We start from the raw sequence: 14274 nt of genomic DNA, 5'->3' as shown, positions 1-14274 counted from the left end.
TAAGGTGTAAAATAGGGAAAATAAGGAGAAAAGAGCAGAAACCTAAATAAGTGTTAAATATATAAACTTTTTTAGCAAAATATTTGCGGGTAAGAAAAAATGTTTGTACCTTTGCACCCGCAAACAAGAGATGAGGTGCCATAGCTCAGTTGGTAGAGCAAAGGACTGAAAATCCTTGTGTCCCCGGTTCGATTCCTGGTGGCACCACTCCTCCTTTCATTAGACCCCTGTTTAGCTTCGGCGGCAGGGGTTTTTCTGTTATCTGATAGTATATGCAAATAGGAATAGATGTGGGTATCAGTACCACAAAGATTGTGGGAATAAAAGAAGGCAAGGTGTTTTCGCCCATACGTATCTCTGCCGTAGATCCGGTGACATCGCTCTATGGCGCTTTTGGAAAGTATCTTCACGACAACGACCTCGGGTTCGGCGACGTGGAGCAGGTGGTGTTGACGGGCGTTGGCAGCGCCTATATCCAGCAACCCGTCTATGGCCTGCAGACGAAGAAATGCGACGAGTTTGTGGCTGACGGTCTCGGAGCACGTCACGAGTCGGGCATCGACAACGCCATCGTGGTGAGCATGGGCACGGGAACGTCGTTCGTGAAATGTGAAGGCGACAAGATGACTCATATCGGCGGAGTGGGCATAGGTGGCGGTACGCTGCAAGGCCTGTCGAGGCTGCTGCTCAACACAGGCGATATTCGCTATGTGTCGGAACTGGCACAGAAGGGGAACCTTGCCAACATCAACCTTCAGATAGGCGACATCAGCGCCAATCCGCTGCCCGGACTACCCATGGACGCCACGGCATCGCTGTTTGGCAAGGCACAGAGCAACGCCACAAAGGAGGACATTGCTGCCGGACTGGTGTGCATGACGCTGCAGTCGATAGGCAGTGCAGCCATCCTCGCCGCCCTTGGCACTGGCATCGACGACTTTATCCTCATTGGCAACCTGACGCTCCTCGACCAGTGTAGGGACGTGTTCCCTGCCATGGCAAAACTGTATGGCGTCAACTTCCACATACCAAACCATTCGGAATTCTGCACTGCCATAGGAGCGGCGGTGAGTTAAAGAAAAAAAACATATTACGCAATGACAGACATATCAAAACTTGGTGAGTTTGGACTGATAAGCCGACTTACAGACGGTCACAATCCGAAAAACAGTTCTACACTCTATGGCGTGGGCGACGACTGCGCAGTGCTGCACTATCCCGACAAAGAGGTGCTCGTGACTACCGACATGCTGATGGAAGGCGTGCATTTCGACCTTACTTATATCGACATGCAGACGTTAGGATACAAGTCGGCGATGGTGAACATAAGCGATATCTTTGCCATGAACGGCACTCCGCGACAGATGACCGTGTCGATGGCACTGAGCAAACGCTTTGCGGTGGAGGACGTGGAGAACTTCTACTCCGGACTGCGTATGGCGTGCGAGAAATGGGGCGTGGACATCGTCGGCGGCGACACCACCTCATCATATACCGGACTCGCCATCAGCATCACATGCATAGGTGAGGCGGCAAAAGACGAGATCGTGTATCGCAACGGTGCAAAGGAGACCGACCTCGTGTGTGTGTCGGGCGACCTCGGCGCGGCATATATGGGACTGCAACTGCTGGAGCGAGAGAAGAGCGTCTATTACCAGCAGGTGGAGGAGGCAAAGCGCAAGGGAAACAAGGCACTGCTCGACCAGCTGGAGCATTTCGAACCCGACTTTGCAGGAAAGGAATATCTGCTGCAGCGACAGCTCAGGGCTGAGGCCCGTGGCGACATCGTCAAGCGTCTCAGGGATGCCAATGTCAAGCCGACGGCGATGATGGACATCAGCGACGGACTGAGCAGCGAACTGCTCCATATCTGCACTCAGAGTCATGTGGGATGCCGCATCTTCGAGAAAAACCTGCCCATCGACTACCAGACAGCCGTGATGGCTGAGGAACTGAACATGAACGTCACCACCTGTGCACTGAACGGAGGTGAGGACTACGAACTGCTCTTCACCGTGCCCATCGGCGACCACGAGAAGATACAGGCCATGGACGACGTGAAACTGATAGGACACATCACAAAAGAGGCTCTGGGACGTGTGCTCGTGACACGCGACGACCAGGAGTTTGAGCTTAAAGCACAGGGATGGAATCCCTTGAAAGATTAAGATAACGAAAACGATAACGAAAACGATAACGAAAACGATAACGAAAACAGGTGAACGATAACGAAAACGCCAATGCCCGCATACATGTCGGGCATTGGCGCAATTAACTTGTCCACTTGTCAACTGAAACAACTCGTCAACTTGTCCACTTGTTAACTTGTTAACGGTTAACGGTTAACTTTTTCACTTCTATTTGTTTCTCTTCAGACTACGCCAGATTGTGGCGGAGTTAATGGAATTTTATGGTATGCGACTTCTGGTTGCCGTGACGCTGGCGTTCGTCCTTTACCTTCGTCAGGATGCTGTTGCGCGAGTTTTTGCGCACGTAGCCGATGATGTGCTCGTCAAACTTCTCCTGCTTCTCCATGAATTTTATGCGAAGGGGTAGGGCGTAGAGATTGTGGCGCACATCGTCGCTAAGGCCTTCCGTCTCGAGCAGACGAGTGCAGTCTTTCTCGGTGGTGACGATAAGCTTCGGATGAGGCATGGTGGCGAAGGTGGTGTTGATGAGGTCGATGTCTGAACGCTTGAACGTGTGATGGTCGGCAAAGGGCAGACTGAGGATATTCTTCGTGTGAGGTTCGAGATCGACTATCATCTGCTTGGGCGACGCTATGCCGGTGAGCAGAAGCACATGAGTGGAAGGCGTGATGCTGTCCAAGGAACGCTCCTCGCCACAGAACACCGGGCGGAGGTCGTCATAGACCAGCGTGGTGAAGAAGAGCTGCTGGTAAGGAAAGAGGTTCATTGCCTTGGTGATGACACGAAACTCCATGGGCTTGAGGTCGCGCGGACACTTGGTGACGATCACGATATCGGCGCGGTTCTTGCCTTTGAGCGGTTCGCGGAGGCGTCCTGCTGGCAGCAGCTTGTCGTAGATGATGAGACGGTGATAATCCACGAGGAGGATATTTATGCCAGGCTTCACGTAGCGGTGTTGGAAGGCGTCGTCGAGAAGGATGACGTCTATGTCGGCTACGGTGGAACTGTCTGTGAGACGGCGTATGCCGTTGACGCGGTTGCGGTCCACAGCTACGGTGATGTCGCCAAACTTGGTCTTCATCTGCATTGGTTCGTCGCCGATGTCGCGTGTGGTGCTCTTGCTGTCGGCGATGATGAATCCGCGTGACTTGCGCTTATAACCCCTGCTGAGCACCGCTACCGACACTTTCTCCTTTAGCAGTCGTATGAGATACTCCACATGTGGCGTCTTGCCCGTTCCCCCAACGGTGATGTTGCCGACGGCGATGACAGGCACGTCGAAGCTGTGCGACTTGAGCAGTCCCACGTCGAACAAGAAGTTGCGTACTCTTACCCCGAAACCGTAGATCCAGCTAAGGGGCAAGAGCCAATCGTTGACCTTTATGAAATCGCCTTCCATCGTCGTCTTAGCGTATTACAAGGTGGTAAGGCATGCGTGCCTGTACTGGATATTGCTGTTCTACACGTTTCAGCATCATCAAGGGTGTGTAATAATCGCCGAGCGATGCTTTCAACTGTTCGTCGAGGAAGTTGCCGTTGTCGCCTTCAAGGCTTGAGAGCATCTGGTCGATGAAGTTGGGTGCAGCGGGATAGGTGGCGGTGTCATAGTCGTCTTTCACCTTAGCCAGTTCGGCTGCCTTTGCCACTGCTTTGTCGAGACCTCCAAGGTCGTCAATCAGCTTTATCTTCAGCGCGTCCTTGCCAAGCCATACGCGTCCCTGTGCTATCTCGTTTACGTCGGCGGTCTTCATCTTACGTCCTTCTGCCACTCTGCTGAGGAAGAGGTCGTAGCCGTTGCCGATATATTTCTGCAGGTGGGCAAGCTCCTCGGCATTGAACGGACGTGCCACGGAGCCGAAGTCGCTGAAGCGGTTGGTCTTCACCACGTCGAACTTCACGCCGAGTTTCTCTGTTGCGAGTTGGCTGAAGTCAGGGAACATGCCGAAGATGCCAATGCTGCCCGTTAGCGTGGTGGGCTCGGCGAAGATATAGTCGGCACCGCAGCTGATGTAGTATCCGCCAGAAGCTGCATATCCGCCCATCGACACCACTACGGGCTTCTTGGTGCGCATCTTCTTCACGGCGTTCCATATCTGTTCGGAGGCATAGGCGCTGCCACCGGGCGAGTTGACGCGCAGCACGACAGCCTTTACGTCGTCGTCTTTCATCAGCTCTTCGAGGTCTTTCGTCACCACGTCGCCACAGATGGCTGCCGAGGTCTGTCCGTCGGCGGTGTTGACGATCTCGCCGTATGCGTAGTAGATGGCTATCTCGTTGTCAGAGCGGTTGATCTTTTCGGGCAGGTTGTTCATGTCGGTCACCGACATCTGGTTGATGACGTCGTCATCGCCGATGCCAAGGCGTTGCTTTACCGAAGCCTTTACCTCGTCGGTATAAGCGATCTTGTCAACGAGATGATGGCGCACGTAGTCCTCTGCCTTTGCGAAGGTGATGAGGCTGTCGGCATAGGCGTTGAGCTGTGCCACGGGCAGCTTTCTGCTTGCAGCCACGTCGCCCACCATGGTGTTCCACACACCGGTGATATAGGCGGTGACCTGTTCGCGGTTGGCGTCGCTCATGTGGTCCTCGCTATATGCCTCGGTGGCACTCTTGAACTTCCCCACCTTCACTATCTGCATCTTCACGCCCACTTTTGCCAGGAGATCCTTGAGGAACATGGGCTGTGCGGCGAGGCCGTGCCAGTCGATGAGTCCAGAGGGGTTGATGGCAATCTCGTCGGCCACCGAGCAGATGTAGTAAGCCTGCTGCGTGTACTGTTCGCCGTAAGCTACTATCCATTTGCCGCTCTTCTTGAAGTCGGCGAGTGCCTTGCGAATGGCCTGGCACGATGCGGGCGCGTCGGCGTCGAAGAGTCCCGCTTCGATATATATTCCCTTAACCTCTTTCTCCTCTTTGGCGCGCTTTATGGCATAGAGGATTTCGTCGAGACCGTTAGTCTCCGCCACCGAACCAACCATCTGCGCGAAGGGGTTGTCGTCAGCCCTCTCTTCAAGCGAGCCGGAGAGATTGAGAACCATGACTGAGTTGTCTTTTACCACTGTTGTCGCCTCCTGCGAGGCTATCATGCCCATCACGGATATCACCGAGATGATGCCGATAAGGATAGCGAAGAGCACCATTCCGGTGACTGTCGCAAAGGTGTACTTTAGAAAATCTTTCATCTCTTATTCTTTTTTGTTGTATGTCGTCGTTATTGCTTCACGCATCTGAGGAAAATGGCGCGTCGCAGTTCAAATAGTGGCTCCATATATTATATAATGTGGCACCACGCATTGAATAATCTGGCTTCTTAAATTAAATAATGTGGCAAAGGTAAGGTTTTTTTTTCTTATTGCAATGAAAAAGAGGGATAAAATGGCAGAAAAAGAGAAAAAACACTAAAACGGGCACTGACATTTTGTCATAATGGCGATTTTGGCACGGTTTTGGCAGTGTGCCTTGACGAAGACCGGCTGCCACGCGACACGCCACGGGGCCGGCGAGAAACACGATTGTATAACATATTAAAAATAAAAAAGCATTATGAACATCAAACCATTAGGAGACAGAGTACTGGTACTCCCTGCACCAGCAGAAGAAAAGGTAGGTAGCATCATCATTCCAGACACTGCAAAAGAGAAACCATTGCACGGCAAAGTCGTTGCTACAGGCAACGGAACCAAGGACGAGGAGATGTTCCTGAAAGAAGGCGACGAGGTGCTCTATGGAAAATACTCAGGCACCGAACTCGAATATGAAGGCACGAAATATCTGATGATGCGTCAGAGCGACGTGCTCGCTGTGATTGGATAGGAGGAAAGACATAGTTTAACAAAACAAAAAACAACAGAATCATTATGGCTAAAGAAATAAAGTTTGACGTAGATGCCCGCGAAATGTTGAAAAAGGGCGTTGACCAGTTGGCAAATGCAGTAAAGGTGACACTCGGTCCTAAGGGACGCAACGTGATCATCGAGAAGAAGTTTGGCGCACCGCAGATAACCAAGGACGGTGTGACAGTGGCTAAGGAAGTGGAACTCGAAGACCGCTTTGAGAACACCGGAGCACAGCTCGTGAAGAGCGTGGCAAGCAAGACTGGCGACGATGCCGGCGACGGTACAACCACAGCTACCATACTCACACAGAGCATCGTCAACGTGGGACTCAAGAACGTGACAGCAGGTGCCAACCCTATGGACCTCAAGCGCGGTATCGACAAGGCCGTGGCTGCTGTCGTAGAGCATATCAAGAACAGCGCCGAGCAGGTGGACGACAACTACGACAAGATCGAACAGGTGGCAACAGTGTCGGCTAACAACGACCCAGAGATAGGTAAGCTCATCGCTGATGCCATGCGCAAGGTGAGCAAGGACGGAGTCATCACCATCGAGGAGAGCAAGAGCCGCGACACTTACACCAACGTCGTTGAGGGTATGCAGTTCGACCGCGGATACCTCAGCGGATACTTCGTTACAGACGCAGAGAAGATGGAGTGTGTGATGGACAACCCATACATCCTCATCTACGACAAGAAGATCTCTAACATCAAGGACTTCCTGCCTATTCTCCAGCCAGCGGCCGAGAGCGGACGACCAATGCTCGTAATCGCTGAGGACGTTGACTCTGAGGCACTCACAACACTCGTCGTAAACCGTCTGCGTGGCGGACTCAAGATATGTGCAGTGAAGGCTCCTGGATTTGGCGACCGCAGAAAGGCTATGCTCGAGGATATCGCTGTGCTGACAGGTGGTCTCGTGATCAGCGAGGAGAAGGGACTGAAGCTCGAACAGGCTACACTCGACATGCTCGGCACTTGCGACAAGGTGACCGTCAGCAAGGACAACACCACCATCGTCAATGGTGCAGGCGACAAGCAGCTCATTGCCGACCGTGTGGCTATGATAAAGAACGAGATGGCTAACACCACAAGCTCTTACGACAAGGAGAAGCTCCAGGAGCGTCTGGCCAAGCTTGCAGGCGGTGTGGCTGTACTCTACGTGGGCGCTAACAGCGAGGTGGAGATGAAGGAGAAGAAAGACCGCGTTGACGACGCTCTCTGCGCAACACGCGCTGCTGTAGAGGAAGGCGTGGTTGCCGGTGGCGGTACAACATACATCCGCGCTCTCGAATCTCTCAAAGGTCTCAAGGGTGCCAATGCCGACGAACAGACCGGTATCAACATCGTGGAGCGTGCCATCGAGGAACCTCTCCGTCAGATCGTTGCCAACGCAGGCGGCGAGGGCGCTGTAGTCGTACAGAAGGTACGCGAGGGTGAAGGTGACTTCGGTTACAACGCTCGCACAGGCGAATATGAGGACCTCCGCAAGGCTGGTGTCATCGACCCTGCAAAGGTGGCACGCGTGGCTCTGGAGAATGCTGCATCCATCGCAGGTATGTTCCTCACCACCGAGTGTCTCATCGTCGATAAACCAGACGATAAGGCTGCTATGCCTATGGGCGGTGCACCGGGCATGGGTGGCATGATGTAATTCAGACATTGCAAAAGGGGCGTTTCTGTGCTAATTTGTTATAATTTTGTTAAAAAAGAGACAAAATACGTGCTATCGTATTGGCAAATAGGACAGAAATGCCTAACTTTGCAGCCTAAAGACATTCAGAATACGTTATCATTCATAAAAATGATTCAACACATTGATAAAAATTTTTGATTTGTTTTAGTAGATTAGTTTTTAAGTAGTTTGTTTTTTGGGAATCGGCTGTCGGGAGGCAGCCGATTTTCTTTGTTTTATAAGGAAAGTGTGAAAAGTGGAGGAAATGTTTGGTAATTACGAAAATATTGTGTAACTTCGCCGCCTGAAAGATTCTCACTGATGGAAAGACTTATAGAAATATATAGAAAATGGGCCGGAAAAGGACCCAAAAACGTGACAAGGATGCAGGGAGCCGGAAGCAACCGTGAATACTATCGTATCACGGCTGACGACGGGACGACCGTGGTGGGTGTCGTGGGAACCAGTCGCGACGAAAACCATGCCTTCATATATCTCAGCAACCATTTCTCAGCACGAAAACTGCCAGTGCCAAAGGTGTTAGCAGTAACCGACGACGAGATGTGCTACCTGCAGACCGACCTCGGAGAGACTTCGCTCTTCGACGCCATCGCAGGAGGACGCGACGCTGGAGGAAGATACACTTTAAGCGAGAAGCAACTGCTCGTCAGAACCATTCGCGAATTGCCAAACATACAGATAAGGGGAGCACGGGGACTCGACTTCGACAACTGCTACCCGCAACCAGAGTTTGACACCAATAGCGTGCTCTTCGACCTGAACTATTTCAAATACTGCTTCCTGAAACCTACAGGGCTCGACTTCCACGAACTGAAACTGGAGGCAAACTTCCATCTCCTCGCCAAAGACCTCACCTCAGAGAAATCAGAGAGCTTCATGTACCGCGACTTCCAGGCCAGAAACGTGATGCTCGACAACGACGGGAATCCGCTCTTCATCGACTTTCAGGGAGGACGTAAGGGACCATTCTACTACGACCTCGCTTCATTCTTGTGGCAAGCATCGGCTAAATACCCAAACAAACTGAGACGCGAACTGGTATATGAATACTATAACTCCCTGAAAAACTATACCGAGGTGCCCTCGGCACGACATTTTGTCGAGCGACTGAGCCTCTTCGTGCTCTTCCGCACGCTACAGGTGCTCGGAGCTTATGGATTCAGAGGATATTACGAGAAGAAAAAACACTTCATCGACTCTATTCCACCAGCAATACAAAACCTCAGGGAACTCATCAGACAGAACAACTTCCCATATCCTTACCTCATAGACGTGCTCGGTCAGCTCGTCGAGATGCCGCAGTTTGCACGCATCGAACAGCCTGCCGCCAACCGCGCCGACGGATATAAGGTAACTGAGAATAATGTGTATAAGGCTCATCCGCAAGACGGACCTGCCACATTCTCCAAATACGACGGCAAGGGGCCGCTCGTGGTTCGCGTCTATAGCTTTTCCTACAGAAAGGGAATACCTGAGGACGAGACAGAAAACGGTGGTGGATATGTTTTCGATTGCAGAAGCACACACAACCCCGGACGATATGAGCCGTACAAACAGCTCACGGGACTCGACGAACCCGTGATACGATTCCTTGAGGACGACGGCGAGATACTCACCTTCCTCGACAGCGTATATAAGCTCGCCGACGCTCATGTAGAGAGATACATGCAACGAGGGTTCACTTCGCTCATGTTCTGCTTCGGATGCACGGGAGGACAACACCGAAGCGTATATAGCGCGCAGCATCTTGCAGAACACTTGCACCGGAAATATGGCATTGAGGTGAGAGTGGTACACAGGGAACAAAACATTACACAGACGATGAAATGAGACAAGCTATGATATTTGCCGCTGGACTCGGCACAAGACTACGTCCACTCACCGACACCATGCCTAAAGCGCTGGTGGAGGTGGACGGAAAACCGCTCCTCTGGCATGTGATCCAGAAACTCAAGGAAGCGGGATTCGAACGGGTGGTGGTCAACGTCCATCATTTTGCACAGCAGATAACCGACTATCTCAACAGAAATCATAATTTCGGACTCGACATAAGGATAAGCGACGAGACACGGACGCTGCTCGACACAGGTGGAGGAATAAAAAAAGCACAACAGCTGTTCTCTCCCGATGAGCCAATCCTCATACATAACGTGGATATCCTGAGCAATGTGGATCTCGCACTCCTATATGAAAAGGCAAAAGATGACGATGCCACACTGCTCGTAAGCCAACGAGACACGTCAAGATACCTCGTGTTCGACGATGCTATGCAGCTCACTGGATGGGTGAATATCAAGACGGGAGAAACAAAAGGACCGCTTCCCGACAATTTCAACCCCCTCACGTCCACCCTCAAACGATTCGCCTTCTCAGGCATCCACGTCTTCTCGCCACGGCTGTTTGCAGCCATGGAAGGATGGCAGGAGACGTTTGGCATCATCGACTTCTATCTGTCAGCTTGCAGCAATGCCAAGGTGAGAGGCATCGTAAAAACCGACCTCAGACTGCTCGACGTGGGAAAACTCGACAGTCTTGACAAAGCAGAAAAATTCATTAACAACAAATAATTAAGAAAGAAAAATGGAACAGAAGATTATCATCCTCGACTTCGGGTCGCAGACGACCCAACTTATAGGACGACGCGTCCGTGAGCTCGACACCTTCTGCGAGATTCTTCCCTACAACAAGTTCCCGAAGGACGACCCCTCTGTCATCGGAGTCATCCTCAGCGGCTCGCCGTATTCGGTGCACGACCCAGAGGCGTTTAAGGTTGACCTTGGCGACTTCATGGGCCGACTGCCGGTATTGGGCATATGCTACGGAGCGCAGTTCATGTCGCACACACTGGGAGGAAAGGTGGAGAAGGCTGATTCGAGAGAGTACGGACGTGCGCATCTTGAGACAGTTGATACCGCCAATCCACTCTTTAAGGGCTTCGAACAGAACTCGCAGGTGTGGATGAGCCATGGCGACACCATCACCGCCATACCTGACGGATTTGAGTGTATCGCTTCTACGCGAGACGTGAAATATGCCGGATATACCAACGGCAAGGACGTCTGGGCTGTGCAGTTCCATCCTGAGGTGTTCCACAGCGTGCAGGGATCACTGCTGCTGAAAAACTTCGTGGTGGACATCTGCGGATCAAAACAGGCGTGGAGCGCGGCATCGTTTGTCGATACCACTGTGGCTGAACTGAAAGAGCAAGTGGGTGACGACCGCGTCATCCTCGGACTGTCAGGAGGCGTTGACTCGTCGGTGGCTGCCGTGCTCCTCAATCGTGCCATTGGCAAAAACCTCACCTGCATCTTTGTCGATCACGGAATGCTCCGAAAAAACGAGTTCCGCGACGTGATGCACGACTATGAGTGTCTCGGACTTAACGTCATCGGTGTGGATGCCAGCGAGAAGTTCTTCGCCGACCTTGCCGGTGTGACCGACCCTGAGCAGAAACGAAAGATCATCGGCCGCGACTTCGTGGAGGTGTTTAACGCCGAGGCAAAGAAAATAACAGGTGCAAAATGGCTCGCACAGGGCACCATCTATCCCGACCGCATAGAGAGTCTTAACATCACCGGAAAGGTTATCAAGAGCCATCATAACGTGGGCGGACTGCCAAAGGAGATGCATCTGCAGCTCTGCGAACCGCTGAAGTGGCTCTTTAAGGACGAGGTGCGTCGTGTGGGACGTCAGCTCGGCATGCCCGAACATCTCATCACTCGCCATCCCTTCCCCGGTCCTGGTCTCGCTGTCCGCATCCTTGGCGACATCACTCCTGAGAAGGTACGCATTCTCCAAGATGCCGACGACATCTACATCCGCGGCCTACGCGACTATAAGGTGCGTCTCAGCGGAGAGGAAGCGCGTAAGGTATTGGCTGCAGGAGTGCCGGCGACAATGACCGACGGAGAGATTGAGGTAAGCCTCTACGACCAGATATGGCAGGCTGGCACCGTGCTGCTTTCTACAGTGCGTAGCGTTGGAGTCATGGGCGACGAGCGTACCTACGAGCATCCCGTTGCCCTGCGTGCCGTCACCTCTACCGACGCCATGACTGCCGACTGGGCCCATCTCCCTTACGACTTCATGGCAAAGGTGTCTAACGAGATTATCAACAAAGTAAAAGGCGTCAACCGCGTCTGCTACGACATCTCCTCAAAACCACCTTCGACAATCGAGTGGGAATAAAAAAGAGTGTCTTTTGCACGATGGCCGTCTGTATGATAAGCATCGGTAAGCACAGTGCATAACAGACATATACCCATATAGTTAGACCACCATCCGAATTCCTTTTAAGAGGTGCGGATGGTGGTCTTCTCTGTATGTAATTGATTCTTGTCAGATATGTTATTTCACTGCTATTTTTACACTCTCCTTACCAATCCTGGCTACTACGATGGTGCCTTGCTTGGCAGAGAACGAAACGTTGCCATCTATTGATTTTGCAGTGCCGAGAGCCTTTCCGTCAAGAGCATAGAAGCTGACTGTATCGTTGGTGTCGAGACCGGAGATGTTGATGAAGCCTCCTGCCGACTGGATGGCGATGCCACGCTCTTTCACTGATTCAACACCATCGGCGACTTCGATAGCTTTAATAGTTCCAAAGTCGCTCCAAGGCTCTGTTGTTTTATAAGCCTCGATTGCAGATGCAGGGACGTAAAGAGTAGCATTTTCGATATTTGAATCATCGAAAGCATCAAAATCGGTTGATGGAACTTCCTCTGCGTAACAATAGACGTTTTCTATATATTTACATTCAGCGAAAGCCCTATCTCCAATACTTGTCACGGAATTAGGAATAGTGACGGAGATGAGGCCGCTGCATTCATAGAAAGCATAATCTCCAATACTTGTCACCGAATTAGGAATCGTGACGGAGGTGAGGCTGCTGCATCGATAGAAAGCCAAAGCTCCAATACTTGTCACTGAATTAGGAATCGTGACGGAGGTGAGGCTGCTGCATCCATAGAAAGCTCCTCCAATTATTGTTGATATATTTTCAGGTATAGAATAATGACCTTCATATCCCGTTGGTAAAAAGACAAACATATCATTTACAATAATTGGATGTGTGAGGCTGCTGCAATAGCTGAAAACATCATTTCCAATACTTTTCACAGAATTAGGTATTGTGACGGAGGTGAGGCTGCTGCAACTAAAGAAAGCCCAACCTCCAATACTTGTCACGGAATTAGGAATCGTGACGGAGGTGAGGCCGCTGCAATACTCGAAAGCACCATCTCCAATACTTGTCACAGAATTAGGTATAGTGACTGAGGTGAGGCCACTGCATTCCCTGAAAGCCCCATCTCCAATACTTGTCACGGAATTAGGAATCGTGACGGAAGTGAGGCCGCTGCAAGAAGCGAAAGCCCAATCTCCAATACTTGTCACAGAATTAGGAATCGTGACGGAGGTGAGGCTGCTGCAAGAAGCGAAAGCCTCATCTCCAATACTTGTCACGGAATTAGGAATCGTGACGGAGGTGAGGCTGCTGCAACCCAAGAAAGCATAATCTCCAATACTTGTCACAGAATTAGGAATCGTGACGGAGGTGAGGCTGGTGCATTCCTCGAAAGCATTATCTCCAATACTTGTCACAGAATTAGGTATCGTGACGGAGGTGAGGCTGCTGCAACTAGCGAAAGCTTCATCTCGAATACTTGTCACAGAATTAGGTATAGTGACGGAGGTGAGGCTGCTGCAACCCCAGAAAGCATCATTTCCAATACTTTTCACAGAATTAGGTATCGTGACGGAGGTGAGGCTGCGGCATTCATAGAAAGCTCCTCCAATTATTGTTGATATATTTTCAGGTATAGAATAATGACCTTCATATCCCGTTGGTAAAAAGACAAACATATCATTAACAATAATTGGATGTGTGAGGCCGCTGCAACCCCATAAAGTACCATCTCCAATACTTGTCACAGAATTAGGTATCGTGACGGAGGTGAGGCTGCTGCATTCATAGAAAGCCAAATCTCCAATACTTGTCACAGAATTAGGAATCGTTACTGAGGTGAGGCTGCGGCAACCCCAGAAAGCCCAATCTCCAATACTTGTCACAGAATTAGGAATCGTGACGGAGGTGAGGCTGCGGCAACCCCAGAAAGCATCACTTCCAATACTTGTCACAGAATTAGGTATCGTGACGGAGGTGAGGTCAATGCATTCAAAGAAAGCCGCATCTCCAATACTTGTCACAGAATATTTTGAATTCTCAAAAGTAATAGATTCGGGAATCACTATGTCACCTGAATAATCTCCGACTTGCGTTACTGTGGCGGTTGTTCCAGAAATGTCATAGTAAATCCCATCCACCTTAACAACATCTGCAGATGCTGAAATTGAGAAGAACACGCTAAGAATGAGCGTTGTCAAACATGCAGTAAATCTTTTTTTCATAATTTCAATAATAATTTAATACCTAAATTCCGCAGCACTTCAGTTTAACTTTTTTATAAGTGCCTGAACAACAAAAAGTTCTTGCATGCGGCAAGCGGCAAAGCCGAGCAGTTCAGGATTTTGCCATGTCAGATTTTTCACTTACCTTAGCGCTGCAAATCAAGACAAGCAAAAATCATCAATGA

At 50.8% G+C, this 14274-nt stretch carries 10 protein-coding genes and 1 tRNA gene; 8 read left to right on the top strand and 3 right to left on the bottom strand.

Annotated features, from left to right (window positions below):
* Window positions 1–134: 134 nt before the first annotated feature.
* From CIK99_RS00505 to thiL, 3 genes are all read left to right on the top strand, one after another.
* A tRNA-Phe gene (locus CIK99_RS00505) sits at window positions 135–207 on the top strand.
* Between the two features lie 65 nt (window positions 208–272).
* Window positions 273–1076 carry a type II pantothenate kinase gene (coaW, locus tag CIK99_RS00500; protein ID WP_094378665.1) on the top strand — a complete coding sequence of 268 codons (804 nt, stop codon included), beginning with the start codon at window positions 273–275 and terminating at the stop codon, window positions 1074–1076.
* Window positions 1077–1097: 21 nt separating this feature from the next.
* A complete protein-coding gene (gene thiL / locus CIK99_RS00495) occupies window positions 1098–2168 on the top strand; it encodes a thiamine-phosphate kinase (RefSeq protein WP_094378663.1) in 1071 nt (356 codons plus the stop codon).
* A 229-nt stretch (window positions 2169–2397) separates the two neighbouring features.
* Here the strand turns inward: thiL and lpxK are convergent, their stop codons facing one another.
* Window positions 2398–3549, bottom strand: a complete 1152-nt coding sequence (lpxK, locus tag CIK99_RS00490; protein WP_094378660.1) for a tetraacyldisaccharide 4'-kinase — start codon at window positions 3547–3549, stop codon at window positions 2398–2400.
* A gap of 7 nt (window positions 3550–3556) precedes the next feature.
* Window positions 3557–5332, bottom strand: a complete 1776-nt coding sequence (gene sppA / locus CIK99_RS00485; protein ID WP_094378658.1) for a signal peptide peptidase SppA — start codon at window positions 5330–5332, stop codon at window positions 3557–3559.
* A gap of 361 nt (window positions 5333–5693) precedes the next feature.
* Between sppA and CIK99_RS00480 the strand changes: the two genes are divergently transcribed.
* The 5 genes from CIK99_RS00480 to guaA all read left to right on the top strand — a co-directional run bounded on the left by CIK99_RS00480 (window position 5694) and on the right by guaA (window position 11869).
* Entirely contained in the window at window positions 5694–5963 is a 270-nt protein-coding gene (locus CIK99_RS00480) for a co-chaperone GroES (protein ID WP_094378656.1), read from the top strand.
* A gap of 44 nt (window positions 5964–6007) precedes the next feature.
* On the top strand, window positions 6008–7639 hold the full coding sequence (groL, locus tag CIK99_RS00475) for a chaperonin GroEL (RefSeq protein ID WP_094378655.1): 1632 nt from the start codon (window positions 6008–6010) through the stop codon (window positions 7637–7639).
* A 342-nt stretch (window positions 7640–7981) separates the two neighbouring features.
* Window positions 7982–9511: a phosphotransferase gene (locus tag CIK99_RS00470; RefSeq protein WP_094378653.1), complete on the top strand. Its 1530-nt coding sequence runs from the start codon at window positions 7982–7984 to the stop codon at window positions 9509–9511.
* Entirely contained in the window at window positions 9508–10248 is a 741-nt protein-coding gene (locus CIK99_RS00465; RefSeq protein ID WP_094378651.1) for a nucleotidyltransferase family protein, read from the top strand. Before CIK99_RS00470 ends, CIK99_RS00465 begins: the two co-directional genes overlap by 4 nt.
* 13 nt (window positions 10249–10261) lie before the next feature.
* Window positions 10262–11869, top strand: a complete 1608-nt coding sequence (guaA, locus tag CIK99_RS00460; protein ID WP_094378649.1) for a glutamine-hydrolyzing GMP synthase — start codon at window positions 10262–10264, stop codon at window positions 11867–11869.
* A 159-nt stretch (window positions 11870–12028) separates the two neighbouring features.
* Here the strand turns inward: guaA and CIK99_RS00455 are convergent, their stop codons facing one another.
* Window positions 12029–14089, bottom strand: a complete 2061-nt coding sequence (locus CIK99_RS00455; protein ID WP_094378647.1) for a leucine-rich repeat domain-containing protein — start codon at window positions 14087–14089, stop codon at window positions 12029–12031.
* Window positions 14090–14274: the final 185 nt, after the last annotated feature.

It is taken from the genome of Prevotella sp. P5-92 (assembly GCF_002251245.1).
In the GTDB taxonomy this organism is placed as follows: domain Bacteria; phylum Bacteroidota; class Bacteroidia; order Bacteroidales; family Bacteroidaceae; genus Prevotella.
Note: the sequence above shows the minus strand (reverse complement) of the source record. Positions and strands in the feature narration are given on the sequence as shown.

What these genes read in the sequence shown, in the direction of transcription:
- guaA (WP_094378649.1), top strand. Translation starts at nt 10,262, where the DNA reads ATGGAACAGAAGATTATCATCCTCGACTTCGGGTCGCAGACGACCCAA.
- CIK99_RS00455 (WP_094378647.1), bottom strand. Translation starts at nt 14,089, where the DNA reads ATGAAAAAAAGATTTACTGCATGTTTGACAACGCTCATTCTTAGCGTG.
- groL (WP_094378655.1), top strand. Translation starts at nt 6,008, where the DNA reads ATGGCTAAAGAAATAAAGTTTGACGTAGATGCCCGCGAAATGTTGAAA.
- CIK99_RS00465 (WP_094378651.1), top strand. Translation starts at nt 9,508, where the DNA reads ATGAGACAAGCTATGATATTTGCCGCTGGACTCGGCACAAGACTACGT.
- CIK99_RS00470 (WP_094378653.1), top strand. Translation starts at nt 7,982, where the DNA reads ATGGAAAGACTTATAGAAATATATAGAAAATGGGCCGGAAAAGGACCC.
- thiL (WP_094378663.1), top strand. Translation starts at nt 1,098, where the DNA reads ATGACAGACATATCAAAACTTGGTGAGTTTGGACTGATAAGCCGACTT.
- CIK99_RS00480 (WP_094378656.1), top strand. Translation starts at nt 5,694, where the DNA reads ATGAACATCAAACCATTAGGAGACAGAGTACTGGTACTCCCTGCACCA.
- coaW (WP_094378665.1), top strand. Translation starts at nt 273, where the DNA reads ATGCAAATAGGAATAGATGTGGGTATCAGTACCACAAAGATTGTGGGA.
- sppA (WP_094378658.1), bottom strand. Translation starts at nt 5,332, where the DNA reads ATGAAAGATTTTCTAAAGTACACCTTTGCGACAGTCACCGGAATGGTG.
- lpxK (WP_094378660.1), bottom strand. Translation starts at nt 3,549, where the DNA reads ATGGAAGGCGATTTCATAAAGGTCAACGATTGGCTCTTGCCCCTTAGC.